20 protein-coding genes are annotated in these 16916 nt (G+C 44.3%); 2 read left to right on the top strand and 18 right to left on the bottom strand.

The window, feature by feature from the left end:
• Positions 1 to 8: 8 nt before the first annotated feature.
• The 14 genes from groES to NML76_RS06180 all read right to left on the bottom strand — a co-directional run bounded on the left by groES (position 9) and on the right by NML76_RS06180 (position 9845).
• Entirely contained in the window at positions 9 to 290 is a 282-nt protein-coding gene (gene groES, locus NML76_RS06245) for a co-chaperone GroES (RefSeq protein WP_003013619.1), read from the bottom strand.
• Between the two features lie 129 nt (positions 291 to 419).
• Positions 420 to 713: a hypothetical protein gene (locus NML76_RS06240; RefSeq protein ID WP_003004348.1), complete on the bottom strand. Its 294-nt coding sequence runs from the start codon at positions 711 to 713 to the stop codon at positions 420 to 422.
• A 99-nt stretch (positions 714 to 812) separates the two neighbouring features.
• Positions 813 to 1667: a PTS system mannose/fructose/sorbose family transporter subunit IID gene (locus NML76_RS06235; RefSeq protein WP_037585172.1), complete on the bottom strand. Its 855-nt coding sequence runs from the start codon at positions 1665 to 1667 to the stop codon at positions 813 to 815.
• Positions 1651 to 2493: a PTS sugar transporter subunit IIC gene (locus tag NML76_RS06230; RefSeq protein WP_003004789.1), complete on the bottom strand. Its 843-nt coding sequence runs from the start codon at positions 2491 to 2493 to the stop codon at positions 1651 to 1653. The genes NML76_RS06235 and NML76_RS06230 overlap by 17 nt, the downstream gene beginning before the upstream one ends.
• 56 nt (positions 2494 to 2549) lie before the next feature.
• A complete protein-coding gene (locus NML76_RS06225) occupies positions 2550 to 3044 on the bottom strand; it encodes a PTS sugar transporter subunit IIB (protein ID WP_000261775.1) in 495 nt (164 codons plus the stop codon).
• Positions 3045 to 3058: 14 nt separating this feature from the next.
• Entirely contained in the window at positions 3059 to 3496 is a 438-nt protein-coding gene (locus NML76_RS06220; protein WP_227038491.1) for a PTS sugar transporter subunit IIA, read from the bottom strand.
• A 140-nt stretch (positions 3497 to 3636) separates the two neighbouring features.
• Positions 3637 to 4935, bottom strand: coding sequence for a sugar ABC transporter substrate-binding protein (locus NML76_RS06215; RefSeq protein ID WP_254732998.1), 1299 nt, complete (start codon positions 4933 to 4935; stop codon positions 3637 to 3639).
• Positions 4932 to 5615 carry a response regulator transcription factor gene (locus NML76_RS06210; protein ID WP_037585171.1) on the bottom strand — a complete coding sequence of 228 codons (684 nt, stop codon included), beginning with the start codon at positions 5613 to 5615 and terminating at the stop codon, positions 4932 to 4934. The genes NML76_RS06215 and NML76_RS06210 overlap by 4 nt, the downstream gene beginning before the upstream one ends.
• A gap of 5 nt (positions 5616 to 5620) precedes the next feature.
• The gene (locus tag NML76_RS06205; protein ID WP_254732996.1) at positions 5621 to 6937 is read right to left on the bottom strand and encodes a sensor histidine kinase; all 1317 of its coding nucleotides are present in this window, start codon (positions 6935 to 6937) and stop codon (positions 5621 to 5623) included.
• Positions 6937 to 7920, bottom strand: a complete 984-nt coding sequence (locus tag NML76_RS06200; protein WP_031572659.1) for a substrate-binding domain-containing protein — start codon at positions 7918 to 7920, stop codon at positions 6937 to 6939. Before NML76_RS06200 ends, NML76_RS06205 begins: the two co-directional genes overlap by 1 nt.
• 188 nt (positions 7921 to 8108) lie before the next feature.
• Entirely contained in the window at positions 8109 to 8504 is a 396-nt protein-coding gene (locus tag NML76_RS06195; protein WP_031572656.1) for a single-stranded DNA-binding protein, read from the bottom strand.
• A gap of 100 nt (positions 8505 to 8604) precedes the next feature.
• Positions 8605 to 9231 (bottom strand): YtpR family tRNA-binding protein, encoded by a 627-nt coding sequence (gene ytpR, locus NML76_RS06190; protein WP_031572654.1) that lies wholly within the window; start codon positions 9229 to 9231, stop codon positions 8605 to 8607.
• Between the two features lie 9 nt (positions 9232 to 9240).
• Entirely contained in the window at positions 9241 to 9558 is a 318-nt protein-coding gene (locus NML76_RS06185; RefSeq protein WP_031572651.1) for a thioredoxin family protein, read from the bottom strand.
• Positions 9555 to 9845 (bottom strand): DUF4651 domain-containing protein, encoded by a 291-nt coding sequence (locus tag NML76_RS06180; protein ID WP_031572648.1) that lies wholly within the window; start codon positions 9843 to 9845, stop codon positions 9555 to 9557. Before NML76_RS06180 ends, NML76_RS06185 begins: the two co-directional genes overlap by 4 nt.
• Before the next feature lie 142 nt (positions 9846 to 9987).
• Between NML76_RS06180 and pepA the strand changes: the two genes are divergently transcribed.
• Both pepA and NML76_RS06170 read left to right on the top strand, forming a co-directional pair.
• Positions 9988 to 11052, top strand: coding sequence for a glutamyl aminopeptidase (pepA, locus tag NML76_RS06175; protein WP_014712788.1), 1065 nt, complete (start codon positions 9988 to 9990; stop codon positions 11050 to 11052).
• A 244-nt stretch (positions 11053 to 11296) separates the two neighbouring features.
• A complete protein-coding gene (locus NML76_RS06170; RefSeq protein WP_021154294.1) occupies positions 11297 to 12781 on the top strand; it encodes a DUF1846 domain-containing protein in 1485 nt (494 codons plus the stop codon).
• A 337-nt stretch (positions 12782 to 13118) separates the two neighbouring features.
• Here NML76_RS06170 and folK read toward each other — a convergent pair whose 3' ends face one another.
• Genes folK through folP form a run of 4 tightly spaced genes read right to left on the bottom strand, consistent with a single transcriptional unit; the run spans position 13119 to position 16778 of the window.
• Positions 13119 to 13928: a 2-amino-4-hydroxy-6-hydroxymethyldihydropteridine diphosphokinase gene (gene folK, locus NML76_RS06165; protein WP_070465277.1), complete on the bottom strand. Its 810-nt coding sequence runs from the start codon at positions 13926 to 13928 to the stop codon at positions 13119 to 13121.
• Between the two features lie 25 nt (positions 13929 to 13953).
• The gene (folE, locus tag NML76_RS06160) at positions 13954 to 14508 is read right to left on the bottom strand and encodes a GTP cyclohydrolase I FolE (RefSeq protein ID WP_003019101.1); all 555 of its coding nucleotides are present in this window, start codon (positions 14506 to 14508) and stop codon (positions 13954 to 13956) included.
• 8 nt (positions 14509 to 14516) lie between these two features.
• On the bottom strand, positions 14517 to 15827 hold the full coding sequence (locus NML76_RS06155) for a folylpolyglutamate synthase/dihydrofolate synthase family protein (protein ID WP_254732994.1): 1311 nt from the start codon (positions 15825 to 15827) through the stop codon (positions 14517 to 14519).
• Positions 15828 to 16778, bottom strand: coding sequence for a dihydropteroate synthase (folP, locus tag NML76_RS06150; RefSeq protein WP_254732992.1), 951 nt, complete (start codon positions 16776 to 16778; stop codon positions 15828 to 15830).
• Positions 16779 to 16916: the final 138 nt, after the last annotated feature.

The raw sequence follows: 16916 nt of genomic DNA, 5'->3' as shown, positions 1-16916 counted from the left end.
TTCTTCTCTTACTCTACAATTGCAAGAATGTTTGATGTTCCAACGATGGTGTAGGTTTCTTCCCCATCTTTCACTTCAATTCCTGCATGGCTTTCAACCAAAACGTGGTCTCCTGCTTTTACAGCTGGAGCAATGAGTTCGCCACTTAGGGTACGCACACCTTCACCAACGGCCACTACTTCAGCTGTTTTTGTATCAGCCTTGCTCGCACCTGCGAGGACAAAACCTCCAACAGTCTGTTCTTTTTCTTCTACTTTTAAGACCACACGGTCTCCTAATGGTTTTAACATGTTCATTCCTCCATACGTGTTTTTAGCACTCTCTATACGTAAGTGCTAACTTATGTTTCTATTGTATCACTTGGTCAGAAATAGTCAAGAAAAAAACACCTCAAAAATAAATGAGATGTTTCTAAAATATCAATTTAAAATTGTCAATTTTTGATTGAAATCATCGATCACTTTTTGAAGATTGATCCGCCCGCGGTAGATGCCATATCCAAAAACAATCATGCCTAAAATTCCAACCAAGGCTAGTAAAATCCCGAGGATCAAGAGTGGGAGGAAACTTTTGTGAAAGAGATAGATCAATACCACACCAATACTGGCAATGATAAAGAGTAAGCTGAACCAACGACCAAGGTTTTCAAGCATGTGGCGTTGGTACTTGATTTCTGTTTCATATCCATTGACAAGTTCTTGTTTTGTAACCATGGGATTCCTCCTGATAAAAATTGAGAATGAAGTGCAAGTAAAGGAGGTCAGTCCACTTCATTCTCAAAAACTCCTACTAGCAAATTTGTTTTTTTTACCTTAGTATTTAAGATGTGGGTCAAAGATACCAAGGGCAACACCGATCAAAGCCACTACAACGAGAAGTAACATGACTTTGTTTGGTGAAATTTTTTTCTTAGACATCAACCACCAGCAAAGAGTGATGAAGGCTGCTGTCAAGAGACCTGGATAAACACCATCGATCTTTTCTTGGATGTTCAAGAAGACTTTTCCTTCAGAATTCTTGAATTGAAGGGCTGTTGTAACAGATACCCAAGTAGCTGCTACGGCACCGATAACCATACCACCGACAACGCTGATCGCTTTACGAAGAGCTTGTCCTTTTGGTCCTACAAGGAATTCAACGGCTTTATCCCCTAATTGGTAACCTTTGAAGAAGGCAAAGCGCATACCAAAGTAGACTAAGAGGTTCCATACGACGATGTAGAAGAGAGCACCAGCGACGTTACCACCTTTAGAAAGACCAAGGGCAATCCCTAAGAGAACTGGGATCAAGGTACCAACAACCAATGAGTCACCAATACCAGCGATTGGTCCCATCAAACCGGCACGCATACCGTTGATGGTTTCGCCATCCACTGCATCTCCGTTTGCACGCGCTTCTTCCAAACCAGCTGTGATCCCTACAACAAGAGATCCAAGTTGTGGTTCAGTGTTGAAGAAGGCCGTATAGGTTTGCATAGCATCCTTTTGTTCTTCTTTTGTGTCATACATTTCTTCTACGATTGGAAGCATAGAAGTCAAGTACCCGAAGGTTTGCATATGTTCTTGAGAGAAACAAGTCAAATGACCATAATACCAATGATGGAATGCTTTTGCTAATGTTTTCTTTGAAATTTTCTTTCTATCAGCCATTTTAAATATCCTCCTCATCATCGTCTTGGTCCACCACTCCGGCTGGAGCAGCTTTCATCGATTTGATCACTTCAAGTTCATAGTAGATTACTGCAAAGATTAATGAAACAACGGCACTGGATACCAAGTTCAATCCGAGAGATTTTGCCAAGGTAAATCCAACAAAGAATGGAATGAAGTCAGTTGCTTCTGTAACAATTTGTTTCAACAAGATGGCAATACCGACACATGGGAGAAGAGCACCGACTGTAAAGAGGGCTTTCATCCAGTAACCATCCATAGGAAGGTATTGTTTCATCAAATCAACCATGTTTTCACCGTATTTGGTGATAATCATTGTTGGAAGGAAAGAGAAGAGGAAGTGAGAGATCCAAGGGTAAACCCAGTCAACTGCGTAGAGTTTTTTGAAGTTTCCTTCTTCAACGGCTTTCCAACCGATGTGTTGCCATACCAAGTTCATAGTAGCGGTACCGTAGAAAAGAACTGTACCGATTGTCCCAACGGCTGCACCGATTGGAGCTGCAGCTGCGGCGATTCCAGCTTCATCTGTGATGTTGTTGGCATGCACAAACAAGATAGCAAGAGGAACACCGATGTAAGAGATGGCACGCACATCGGCAGATACGGTACCACCAGGTGTTACCAAGGCGATATAAACGACTTGAAGGGCAACCCCGACCATAATACCAGTTGTCACATCTCCAAGAATTAAACCTGAAATCAACCCACCGATCAAAGGACGACCGAGTGTATAGTTCCCGATACTGGAACCTCCCATACCAGGCATTGAAGACAAGCTGGCGAAAATACCAAGCAAGATTGCTTGAATCCATGAAATTGTCATAACAAACGCTCCTTTTGTTTGTAAATTTATTTACCTAACAGATGAGACTGTTAGTTTTAAAAACCAAATTTTGATTTGAAATCATCCCAATAACCGATGGAAACATCTGGCAACAATTGGAATTTCACCTTGTAGCCTGCTGCTTGAATGGCTTGGAAGGCTTCTGCTTCTTCCTGAGTGATAGATTGGTTATTTCCCAATTTCACAGCTCCAGGACGATCATTTGCAGGGCCAACAATGATTTCTTTGACATCACCTGGGACAAACCCTTGGTCGACCAAAATTTCCTTCATATCGATTGGATTTTTGGTGATCAAGAAGTAACGACTATCTGATTCTGTTACTTTTGCTGATTTTTCCTTAAAGGCTTCCTTTGTCCATACAAAGGTTTTCTTGTCTGATGCGCCTTTGTAAGCTTGGATCAAAACCTTGTTTGATGCTGCTGCATCGTTTACGGCAATCAAACCATCACATGGTTTTTCCTTTGCCCAGCGTGTGACTGTCTGACCGTGAATCATGCGGTCATCAATCCGTACAAATGTTACTACCATAAGGTACCTCCCTATTAAATATCGTCATCATCTTCTTCAGCACCAGTGGCTGAAACTTCAAAAGGCTGTAGTGCAGATCGTGCTTCTGATAAGATGGTAGCTGACAAATCGTCTCCATCCAACACATCCTTCATCACAACTGCCGTCAAGGCCATGGTGAGGTTCATCCCACCAAGGATCAAGGCTCCATCGAGCTTTCCAGCTTCTTCTAGAACCGTGGCTGCAGTGGTTAATGGACTACCACCTACGATATCTGCCAAGACCAAAACAGAATCATCAGCTGTCAATCCTGAAATGCTCTCTCTGAAATCAACTGCGAAGTCATCGACCGATTTTCCTTCTTTGAGTCCAACTGCGATGACCTGATCCAACTTGTCACCAGCAAACATGGCTAGTGATGTTTTTAGACCTTCTGCCAGTCCACCATGACTGACCAAAACGAGGTATTTCATTTTGCTACGCCTCCTTTATTTGACTCTATTGTAGACTATTTGAAAGCGCTTTTACATTGTCAAATGTCACATTCCCAATATGACATTTAGCAATAAAAAAATGACATCTGTCACTTGACAAAATGCCATCTTATTTTACTCTAAACTCCTACCTGTAGACTACTTTCAATCTCCCTCTGAATTTGAGGCAAGCGGTTCTCAACATCTTGATCGCGCAAGGCATTGCCAATCAAGTAATCTAACTTTTCTAACAGCTCTTTTGAGACATTTTTCGGGCTACTTTCAACAGCTTGTTCCATGATGCGGTTCAAGGTCTGATTGGTCAAGGAATCCGTCCCAAAATCATCTACCTGCAGGAGGTCTTTACTAGAGCGACTCTTGACTACCTGTGGCATGACGGAGATCCCTTGGGATTGGGCAAAGAGGGTTTGTTGAATGTCTGGATCCTCTGTCAAAACTTGCATCAACTCCCAAGCTAACTTGGAATGAGAACTTCGGGCTGACATAGCAAAAGAAGTCGTCGTGACCAAGGTTGCCTTGGTTGTTTTTGACTTAGCAGGCATTGGGATACAGGTCCAGGTAAAGTTTGAATATTTAGAAACATGGTAGGGATACGGTTTATAGGTCCGATATTGGGCCAAGGTCATGGGATAAAAGGCGACTTTCCCCTGGTCAAAATCTTTAGAGCTCACCTTGTAATTTTTATTTAGATCTTCCAATTTTTGCAGAAAAGTCAAAGACTCTTTGACTTCTGGAGCTGTCAGCTTGAGCATGCCTCCTTGGAAGAGATGACCTCCATTTGCCGCCAAGGCTTCTTTCCAGGTGTATTCTGTACTTCCAAATTGGTCCAATTGCCCATCTCCATTGGTATCCTTGGTCAGTTTCTTGCAAATCGTATAGAACTCTTCAAGGGTCCAACCTTCTTTGGGAACCGCAATGCCTTCTTTATCCAAGAGATCTTTATTGACACACATCAAAATCGGATTGCTTTCATAAGGTAAGGCATAGGTTTGCCCCTGATAGACACCTGATTCAAAGGCAACGGGATAAAAGGCAGCTTGGTCTTTTCGATCCATATAGCCGTTTAACTTTTCTAGCACGCCCCGCGCCGCTAATAAGGAAAGATCTTGCTCAGAGACCATAAACACATCTGGCGTCTTTCCTGAGACAATCTTTTCGGAGAGCCAGTCAGAATAATCCGACTGAGGAATCCCATTTTCATACTCTACACGAACGTGGGGATGGGATTTTTCAAATTTTTGAATCGCACGATCCAAGGCATGGGAACGTTGACTGGTCGGCACATCCCAGCTAGAACCTGCATAAACGCCGATATGGAGTACGGTCGGTTGCTGTTTCCACCAATAAAAACCCGCGCTCACACAGAGCACAACAAGGAGACCAATCCCCCAACAAAGATGCTTTCGCTTCAATTTCATTCTGTATTTCCTTTAGAAAAATCACGTCTCGTCACTCCTGTTTGGACTGACCAGATCGCTAATTGCGTTCGATCTCGTAGGTTTAATTTCGCCAAAATCGTTGATAAGTAATTGCGCACGGTTCCTTCTGACAAGAAAAGTTTGGCCGCAATTTCTTTATTAGACTCCCCATAGCCGACTTCTTGGATAATGCGCCATTCCGTCGTGCTCAAATCCTTGACATTGTCCTCATCCACAGCAATAGAGAAGTTGGTCTTGGCCATTTGTGAGAAAATTTGAAAGACTTTACTAGCGATATTCGGGTTGATCATGGCTCCGCCTTGATACACCACCTTAATCGCTTCATAGAGTTCCTCTGTCGAGGCTCCCTTTAAAAGATAACCTGAAGCACCATACTTGAGTGCACTATAGATAAATTCATCATCATCAAAGGTCGTTAAAATAATAATTTTGATATCCGGATAGTGCTCTTTGACTTCTTTTGTCGCCAAAACTCCATCCATGCCTGGCATCCGAATATCCATTAAGATCAGGTCAGGATGTGTCTGCGGAATGCTCGACAAGACGTGATTCCCATCTTCCACTGTGGCCACCACTTCGATATCGGGGTGGGCTGACAAAATAATTTTCAGAGATTCTCGAATCAAGGCCTGGTCATCTGCCACCATTACTTTTATCACCATCTCTATCTCCCTTCTTTATATTTCGGTAAACTGATGCGCGTGAAAAATCCATCGCGGCTTTCAAATTGAAGCTGTCCTCCTAGGATAGAAATTCGTTCCATCATCTGCTTGAGTCCATAGCCATAGGTCAAGGTTTCAAACCCAACCCCATTATCCTGCAACTCGATCAGGTAATCTTCTTCATTCTCAAAAAAATGAAGGCTCATCTGACTGGCATGACCGTGGCGAACCGCATTGGTCATAGACTCTTGGATCACACGAAAGATTGTATCTTCAATCATGACGTCCATATCGACATCGACCCATTCATAGTGTAAATCAACCTGCAAGTTGGAAAGCGTTTGGTACTCACGGATCATCTTTTCCAAAGCATCTTTGAGGGTTCGTCCCTCAAGGGCACCTGGACGGAGGCGGTTGAGAGAGCCTCTCACATCTTGAATCCCTTCACGAACCACTTCTGATACGCTTTTTACCTGCTCTTTTGCCCGATTGGGATCGATATCAATCAAGACTCCGACAGCATCTAAACCTGCCGAGATCCCTGTTAGCGCGTGTCCCAAGGTATCGTGAATCTCCCGAGCAATCCGCTTGCGCTCTCGATCCTCTGCAATCTTCTCAGACAAGGCCATATAGTTGTTCAATTCCGTATTGACCTTCGAAACCATGGCCAACTCTTCTTCCACTTCGTGGTTTTCCGCAAGAACATTCATAATATAGAACAAAAGCGAAATAATGAAGAGCACCAGATTCAAGGCATAGAGGGAATTCTTTAAGAAAAAGGCCAGAATCCGAATGGAGGCAGGATAAAAATGAATATAGACATCCAGAGAAGGTATCGGAAAGAAAAGCGAAAAGACGTCTGAGTTGGTCACAAGAAGCATCAAGAAACTCACTAGGATAAACGCAAACCAATACTTGCGGTCTCGCTTGGTATTCAACTCTTTGGAACCATAGAAGATATCCGCAAAAACTAATAGAATAAGCCCGTTATAAGCTACATTTTGGACCCACATCAAGAGCAACATCAGGAGGATCTCCAGAATGTTCCACTTATCAAAAATGGACCATCGACTCGTTTGAGACCGGTAACGACTCATGGAGATCAAGGCAATCCCAGCAAATAAGAGCGCAGACAACCAAAAAGTTGTCGAAGGCGCAAAAGGAATACGCTCTAAACGTTCTACTAATAGGGAGGCTTGTCGTTGGGCAATGATATAGTTGGTTGCTTGAAGATAGATGATACTGTTGAGCATCACAGCGATAAAATTCACGACCATCAGAATTGCCAAACTGTATCTCACACCTCTAAATTTTCTCATTACTGCCACCCATTCACATCAAAGTGATCGATGTTTTCCTTTGTCATCATTTGAACCGGAATGGTTATCTCTTTTTGGTAGCTCTTCCCAGCCGTCATATCTTGGATGACCTCCATCACACGGTCTCCCATCTTCAACGGAGACTGGGCAACGGTTCCTACGACATCATCTGTCGAGTGCAGCAAGGCTTTCATATCTGGTGAGCCATCAATCCCATAGATCGCAATGGGATGGGTGATTCCTTGCTCCTTGATCGCTGCTAAAGCTCCTATAGCTGAACGGTCATTCAAGGCGACTAGAGTATCGACATTCCCCCCTGACTGCAAAAACTTACGGACAGCGGGCATGGCGATCTCCGTCTGACCCTTGGTTTCTAGTTCCGAGATGATCTCATAAGACCCATGCCCTTTGATGGTATCCTTAAATCCCTGAATCCGCGTATCTGCTGAAACAGTTCCCTTATGCTCCAAGAGAAGGATCCGAGCATTTGAAGAGCGTTTCATCAACTCTTTCGCAATCAAGACTCCTGCTTGGTAGTTATCAGAGACAATGCTAGCATCCGGCTTAAAATGCTTGAGCTGGGTATCAACTGCAATGATCTTAATTCCTTGTTTTCTAGCTTTTTTAAGAGCTCTTAAAATGGGCTGACTATCCCCTTTGACCGGATTAATCACAATCACATTTACTTTTTGGGCGCAAAAATCATCGATCTGCTGGCTCTGCCTTTTTTCATCCAATTCCGGATCTCGGACAGATACAAGAGCCCCTCTCTCATCGGCAATTCGACTAATTTCCGAATGAATACTTTTATAGAACTCATTGTTCATGGTCATATAGGTGACACCGATCTTGGTCTGATCCTTGATGCTACTGGTTTGACAAACGGCATAGATCCACAAGAGGATGCAGGCCACTGGAATCACCAGTAAAACCCGTTTTATCAGCCATTTCAACCGTTCTTTTCTTTCTTCTTTCCCCTTCAAACTCCGTTCCTTTTCTGAAAATTTTGAATATATATTACTTTATTCTACTACTTTTTCAAGAAAAGTGCTGGCTTTTATTGTACAGATGCATATTTTTGCTTTATTTTTAAAAGAGTAGTTCCCGAATGAAATCCCTAGCAAGTATCAAAAAAGCTGGTCTATAAACGAACCAGCTTTCTTTTTTGATCCTAAAAAGGAAGATCTTCTTCTTCTAAGATGATATCGGCTAAATCTCCCGTTCCACCATTTTCACGCATCGCTCGCTGAGCGCGGCTCTCTAGCAACTGAAAACTTTGGCAGAGGACCTCTGTCACATACTGCATAACTCCATTTTTCTCGTAGCGGCGCGTCCGAATCTCTCCATCCAAAGAGATCAGGCTCCCTTTGCTAGCATAACTAGCCATGGTTTCAGCCAATTTCCCCCAGACAACGACATTGACAAAATCAGTCTCTCGCTCCCCGTTTTGGTCCTTGTAGCGACGATTGACCGCAACGGTCACTCGGGCAACGGATTTGTCTGTGCTGGTTTTATGCAATTCTGGAGCCGCTACTAAGCGACCGATTAAAACAACTTTATTATACATCATTTACCTCCTATCTATTTATTCGAAAAAATTTTAAAAAATGGAGGTGACAAACCAAAATCAAAAAATCTAGGATTCAAAATATCCTAGATTCTTCTCTTTATTCGTGCCAGTGACGAGCAGGATCAAAAGGTGTCCCTGCTACTTCTGCATCATCCAATTCAATAATGCCTCGTTTTTGAGGAGCATTTGGCAAGTGCAATTCACGCGGACTGCACATCATGCCATAACTTTTTTCTCCACGAAGAGCCCCTGGGAAAATCAAGCTACCATCCGGCATCATGGCACCTGGAAGAGCAACAATGGTCTTTAGACCCACCCGCGCATTTGGAGCTCCTGCTACGATCTGAACTGTCTTATCTGGTCCAACTGCTACCTGGCAGATATTCAAGTGGTCACTATCTGGATGGGCCACCATTTCAAGGATTTCTCCCACCACAAATTTTGGTTCCCGATCGTTGACCAAACGTTCTGCGAAGCCTTCTCTTTCCAATTCTTGGTTCAAACGATCCACTTGCTCATCTGTCAAAAAGACTTGGCCCTTGCCTTCGATGGCGAAGAAAGATGAGGCGTCAAAGATATTCCAGGCAACGGTTTCTTGCTTGTCCTCACGGTAAACGCGAGCCACTTTTCCTTTTCTCTCCACCGCGAGCTTTGCATCTCCACTATTTTTCAAGGTCAGCATCAAGACATCGCCGACTTGTTCTTTGTTGTATGTTACAATCATGATTTTCTCCTATTTTAATCCTGCTAAGAATGCTGTAATCTGCGCTTTGGTTTTCCGATCTCGATTGACAAACCGACCGATTTCCTTATCCTTTTCCAGAACCACCAAACTAGGGATCCCATAAACATCCCAGACTTTCGCCAGATCCATATAGGCATCTCGGTCAATCAAGATAAAGGTAAATTCAGGATTTTCAGTCTCAATCTCCGGCAAAAAAGGCTTGAGGTAACGACAATCCCCACACCAATCTGCTGAAAAGACAAACACTTTCTTGCCATCTTGCTCTACATATGAAGCAATTTCTTCTAGAGAATTTGGTATAATCATAGTTTTTCCTCTTCGTAATGCAAGAGACCGTCCTCGTAGATAAAGCGGTAATGGCGCTCATCTTCAAAAATGACGCCTCCTACTAAGCGTTCTTCACTAGACTCGTAGAGTTCCACATACAGGGTCGCAATCGTCCCCATGGCTTCCATTTGCTCCCGTACTTCTGCTACCAACTCTTCTTGGGTACGGAGACGCTTTTGATCTTTGGCAATTTTATAAACACCGGCCGCAAGAGCTCCTGCACTTGCTACAGCCAGACTAGACAAAATAATTTTTTTAGCTTTCATAGTGCCTATTGTAACACAAAATAAGCAGAGGGACAACGGTCTAGGCTAGATCTCTCCCTCTGCTTTTAGAGACTGATTTCCATAATAACGCTACCATCCTTGTAGAAAAAGTGATAAAATAGCATCAGAAAGAAGGTAACCTATGACTGATTTATTTTCTAAAATTAAAGAAGTAACTGAAATTCCTGCTATCTCAGGGCACGAAGCACCTGTACGGGATTATTTGCGCCAACAATTGACCCCTCATGTGGACGAAATCGTGACAGATGGTCTCGGTGGGATCTTTGGGGTCAAACATTCAACAGCTGCCGATGCTCCTCGTATCTTAGTAGCTGCCCACATGGACGAAGTTGGTTTTATGATCAGCGAAATCAAAGCTGACGGAACTTTCCGTGTTGTCCCAATCGGAGGTTGGAATCCGATGGTCGTCAGCAGCCAACGCTTCAAACTCTTTACACGTGACGGACGTGAATACCCTGCTATTTCAGGATCTGTTCCTCCTCATTTGACACGTGGAACAGGTGGACCAACCGTACCTGCCATTAGCGATATCGTCTTTGATGCAGGCTTTAGCTCTAAAGCCGAAGCTGAAAGCTATGGGGTCCGTCCTGGAGATACTTTGGTCCCAGATAGCTCTGCGATTCTCACTGCTAATGGTAAAAACGTCATCTCCAAAGCATGGGATAACCGCTACGGCGTCTTGATGGTCAGCGAATTGGCCAAGAGTCTTTCTGGACAAGCCTTAAACAACGAACTCTATGTAGGGGCCAACGTTCAAGAAGAAGTGGGACTTCGTGGAGCTCACACTTCAACCACTAAATTTGATCCTGAAATCTTCCTTGCTGTAGACTGTTCGCCAGCAGCTGATGTCTTTGGAGACCAAGGTGCGATTGGGGAAGGAACACTGCTTCGTTTCTATGATCCAGGTCACATCATGCTACCAAATATGAAGGATTTCTTGCTCACTACTGCTGAAGAAGCGGGCATCAAATTCCAATACTATTGTGCCAAAGGTGGTACCGATGCAGGTGCAGCACACTTGAAGAATGGTGGAGTCCCATCAACAACCATTGGTGTCTGTGCACGTTACATACACTCTCACCAAACCCTCTATGCCATGGATGATTTCTTGCAAGCGCAAGCCTTCTTACAAGCATTGGTTAAGAAATTGGATCGCTCTACAGTTGATTTGATCAAACACTATTAAACAACATCGATCTGAAGCCCCGTAAGGGGCTTTTTTAGAGGGAAAACAAACTTCTCTTGGAAACTTTCCACCGTGAGTCACCATTGAGCCCCTTGGCATCCACACTCCCCTTAGGAAAGTATCTTAGAATATTTTATCTTCCATCTGTTTTCTGATATAATATGAAAGAATGAAATGGTAGGGAACGGAACACTCATCCTTGGATTTGTGTGGCAGACCCTTCCCTTATATACAGGAGTTTTACATGAAAAAACAAGCTTTTAGTTCTGAAAAGTATTTGAACTTGCAACGTGACCACATTATTGAGAGGATCAACCAATTCGATGGCAAGCTCTACCTTGAATTTGGTGGTAAGATGTTAGAAGACTTCCACGCTGCTCGTGTCCTCCCTGGATACGAACCAGACAATAAGATCAAGTTGCTCCAAGAATTGCGCGACCAGGTGGAAATTGTCATTGCCATCAACGCCAACAACATTGAGCACTCAAAAGCCCGTGGAGATCTAGGAATTTCTTATGACCAAGAAGTACTGCGCTTGATCGACAAATTCAATGAATTAGGGATCTTTGTAGGCTCTGTCGTCATCACCCAATATGCTGGACAAGCTGCAGCAGACGCCTTTCGCAAACAACTGGATAAGAGCGGGATCGCCTCTTATCTCCACTATCCGATCAAGGGCTATCCGACTGATATGGACCACATCATCTCTCCTGAAGGGATGGGGAAAAACGACTACATCAAAACTAGTCGCAATTTGGTCGTTGTGACAGCTCCTGGCCCTGGTTCTGGTAAGCTGGCAACTTGTATGTCCAATATGTACCATGACCAATTAAATGGTATCAAATCAGGTTATGCTAAGTTTGAAACCTTCCCAGTATGGAATCTTCCTTTGCACCACCCAGTCAACTTGGCTTATGAAGCAGCGACTGCAGATCTAGACGATGTCAATATGATCGATCCTTTCCACCTCCAAACCTACGGAGAAACAACGGTCAACTACAACCGCGATATCGAAATCTTCCCTGTCTTGAAGCGCATGTTGGAACGCATCTTAGGAACCTCTCCTTACGCTTCTCCAACAGATATGGGCGTCAACATGGTTGGCTTTGCCATTGTGGACAATGACGCTGCGATTGAAGCTTCCCAACAAGAAATTATCCGTCGCTATTACCAAACCATTTTGGATGTCAAAGCAGAGCGTGTCGGTGAGGGAGCTGTCAAGAAGATTGAGCTCTTGATGAATGATTTGGGCATTACTCCAAATGATCGGAAAGTGACCGTGCTTGCCCGCCAAAAAGAAGAAGAAACAGGCGAGCCAGCCTTGGCCCTTGAATTGCCAAACGGCGAGATGGTAACCGGAAAAACCTCCGATCTCTTTGGCCCAACCGCAGCCCTCTTGATCAATGCGATCAAGAAATTGGCGCATATTGATAAAGAAACCAAATTAATCGAGCCAGAATACGTCCAACCTATCCAAGGCTTGAAGATCAATCATTTGGGTAGCCGCAACCCTCGTCTTCACTCAAACGAGATCCTCATTGCCCTAGCCATTACAGCTATGACTAATGAAGACGCTAAACTTGCTATGCAAGAATTAGGCAAGTTGAAAGGCAGTGAAGCTCATTCAACCGTGATGCTGACAGACGAAGATAAGAATGTCCTTCGCAAGCTCGGTATCAACGTCACTATGGACCCTGTCTACCAATACGATCGCTTGTATCGTAAATAAACTAAGATAAACAAAAATAATCCCTGCTCGAGGGATTGTTGAGAGCGTAGATAAACGAATCTTTAATAAAATCTAATCAATTCTTTAAAAATTATACTCGTTATAGTTATTCAATCATATTCTGAAACTTTCCGCTGTGAGAAAAGTGCCTGAAACAATACAGTTTCAGGCACTCGGAATTATTGAGACCTTAGGCTCAATAATTAGTCATGGAACTTCTACGAAGTTCGCTGACGTCCGTACTCACCTAAGGAAAGTTTTTTAATAAGACTTTGTCTTCAATCTCAACAATCCCTCGAACAGAGATTGTTTTTTATTATGATGCAAAGAAGAAAGACTATTTGACAGCCTCCCATAATTGGCGAATAGGCTTTCTTTGAACAGGGTCCACAAAATGAGGAGCAATTTCATTCAAAGACTCTAGGACAAAGGCACGTTCTGCCACATAAGGATGCGGCAAGATCAAGCTTGGACTGTAACAAATGGTGTCCTCCATGTAGAGCAGATCTAGATCGATCACACGTGGCCCCCACTTGACCTCACGGACACGCCCCATTTCCTGCTCAATGGCCAGTAAGGTCTCTAGTAAATCCTCTGGGGTCATCCAGGTTTCAACCTCTGCCACTTGATTCAAAAAGGTGTCCTGCTCCACCCCTCCCCAAGGTTCTGTTTCAATCCTTGTGGATGTCTGAAGAAGGTGAATGCCTCGATCCTTGATTTTTTCTAGCGCCGTCTCTAGTTGCAGTTGTTTATCTCCCATATTGGTGCCAAGCCCAATAAAGGCCCGTTTTTTCTCCCGTTCGATTGTCACAGAACAAGTCTCGAGTGGCAAGGGAACAGGAGCCCAGGGCTTTTTCAACTCCAGACGAACTTTTTCTACAAAGGCATAGCTTTCGAAAATCTTTTGCACCAATTGAAAGGCCACCGTTTCAATCAGATCGATCTTTTCTGCCTGCATCCACTCGGTCAACTGTTCCGCCAAGATCCCATAATGGATCGAAGCTTCTAAATCACCTGTGCGGGCAGCACGGGTCATCTCATAATCTACCCATAGGTCTAGGACAAAGCGTTGTCCTAATTCTTTTTCTGCTGGAAAAACACCATGATAGGCGTATACCTCTAAGTCCTTGATCCGTAATTGATCCACTCTCTTCACCTCTTATAGCCAGCCATTAGTGGCCCATGAGTTTATAGGCTTCATTTTTTAAGTCTTTATCTGTCGCAAGCAGTCCACGCGCAGCAGTTGTCACTGTAGCGGTCCCAGGTTTACGGACACCACGCATATTCATACACATATGCTCTGCTTCTACCCAGACAAGGGCACCTTGCGCTCCAAGATATTCCATCAAGGCATCTGCGATTTCTACCGTCAAACGTTCCTGAATCTGTGGTTTTTTAGCATAAACCTCGACCGTACGAGCCAGTTTTGAAAGCCCAGCCACACGGCCATTTGGAATGTAGGCAATGTGCACTTTTCCATAAAATGGCAAAAAGTGATGCTCACACATGGAATGGAAGAAGATATCCTTCTCGACCACCATATTGTTATCAATGATTTCAAATGATTTAGACAGGTGCTCTTCTGCTGTCTGCCCTAGTCCTGCAAAGATTTCTTGGTACATCTTGGCAATGCGGGTTGGCGTTTCCTGAAGTCCCTCACGGTTCTCATCTTCACCGACTGCCTCGATGATCATTTTCACTGCTTCTTCAATTTTCTTTGTATCCATATCATCTCCTAGTTGGATTTTTCTGTTTTTAATAAATAAGGTCGTACCTGGCTAAGAAAGTAGAGCGACCCCGTTACAATGAGGAGCTCATCACCTTCAGCTTGCCAGTTTTGTAGAAACTCTTGCCAGTTGACTTCCTCAAGCTGATGGTTTTTCGCAGCAGCTCTTATCTCTTCTTGAGAATAGGCTCTTGGATCTTCAAAAGTCGTGAGGATCAAGCGACTATTTTCTAGTTCCTGCCACTGAATGAGCATCTCTTCTAAGGCTTTGGTCCGGATGCAGGTAAAAAGAATAGTCTTTTTTTGACTTGGGAACAGTTCCCGAAGACTGGCGATCAAAGGCGCAACGGCGTGGGGGTTATGGGCCCCATCTAGCAAGATCATGGGATTTTGCGAGACCACTTCCATCCGGCCAGGCCAGACGACTTGATGCAAGGCCTCATCCACTAACTCTCTTGACAAGAGTTCACGCCCTTCTCTTTCAAAAAGTACATCACAGATACTGATCGCAAGAGCTGCATTTCTGGCCTGGTGATGACCCAAGAGCGCTACTTGATAAGAGGCTTTTTCTCTTTTGAAACTGTGATAAGAAAAGGATTGGCCCGATAAATAAGAGGCTTCTAGCTCAACTTGGTAATCTCTGTCATAGGCTGTTATCGGTGCCTGCTTCTGAATCGCAATGCCTTCAATGACTTGGCTGGCTTCTGCTTCTAATTTCCCTAGAACCAGAGGAATTCCTGGCTTAATGATGCCGGCCTTTTCACGGGCGATGGAAGCCAGATCTGGCCCAAGAAGGGCAACATGATCCAAGCCAATCGAAGTGATCGCGGTTAGAACAGGCTGGCAGACATTAGTACTGTCAAGTCGTCCCCCCATACCGACTTCCATGATCACGTAATCCAGCTCCTCGTGAGCAAAATAATCATAGGCGATGGCCGTCATCACTTCAAATTCCGTCAAACCTTGAAAGACGGCCTTTGATTGTTCAACTTGCAGGAGCTGCTGGTAGCTATCCAGGTAGGCTTGCAGGTCTTGATCTGAAATGGCTTCGCCATTAATGGTGATTTGGTCATTGTAATGGATCAGATAAGGAGAGGTAAAGACTCCAACGCGTAAACCTGCCTGCCTCAAGAGTTGGGACAAGGTAGCAATGGTAGAGCCTTTGCCATTGGTCCCCGCAACATGAATAACCCGACAGTCTAGGTGAGGATTTCCTCTCAAAGCCAAGAGAGCTTCCATGCGCTCCAAGCCGAAATGTGGATCTTGGGAACGATAGGCTTCTAGCCAACGAAGATCCAACTGATGTTCTTTTGTCTTCATTTACTTGTATTGTTTTAAATTGGTATCTGCTGCCTCTTGGGCTTGGAAAATGGCTTGGCCCAGACTGGCTGCCATCTTGTGAAGGGGAATATCATGCACCCGCACTACTTCGACTCCTTGACTGGCTGCAATACTGGTCAAATGGCTCGAAGCCAGGTCCCGATTCCAAAAACCAGTCTCCGTTGCAGGATCTGTCTCAAATCCAGCTTCCTCAATAATATTGACCACAAAACGTTTGCGGGAGACCCCTAGAAAGATCGGATACCCCTTTTGGTGAATCGTCCCAAGTTCTTGTAATAAGAGTAAGTTCTCTCGCTTGGTCAACCCAAATCCGATCCCAGGGTCCAACATAATACGATCCGTCTGGACACCAGCTGCTTTCGCTACCGCAAGCGAGCGGTCAAAGAAGGTCCACATCAAGTCTTGAATCGGTTCTTGAGCCATCTGTTGAAGCTCTTGCTCTGAAAAGACTGGTTCGAAACCAAAACTTGGAAAGATAGTGGAACTTGGATGATGCGGTCTTGCCATCACTGGATTAAACATGAGAACTGCGCTCGCTTCATGCTCCGCGACGACAGCAGCCATCTTAGGATCTCCAAGAAAACCCGTAATATCGTTGACAATATCAGCCCCAGCTTCGAGCGCCGCCGCCGCCACCTGGGACTTCCAGGTATCCACTGAAATCAAGACATCACTTTCTTTCCGAATGGCTTTAATTACTGGAACCACGCGGTCAATCTCTTCTTGGATCTCTACATAATGACTACCTGGTCTGGTTGATTCTCCCCCGATATCGAGGATCTGAGCTCCTTCTTGGATCAGTTTTCTCGCCTGCTGCAAGGCTGCATCCAGACTCGTATACTTACCGCCATCAGAAAATGAATCCGGAGTGACATTTAAGATCCCACAAAGAAGGGTCCCTTGGCCACTCAGCCATTTATTATCAATCATTTTCGTTCTCCTTCGATTCCCTTCCTACAGCATGCTTGCGAACAAAAGAGGCTAGAACAAGTGTTCTAAACCCTTGAGTCTACTCTCCATACGGATTTCTGATTTTATCTGACCTTCTGTAGGATGGTTCTGCATCAA

The organism is Streptococcus sp. CF8_Ac1-9 (assembly GCF_024295565.1).
Taxonomy (GTDB): domain Bacteria; phylum Bacillota; class Bacilli; order Lactobacillales; family Streptococcaceae; genus Streptococcus; species Streptococcus parasanguinis_X.
Note: the sequence above shows the minus strand (reverse complement) of the source record. Positions and strands in the feature narration are given on the sequence as shown.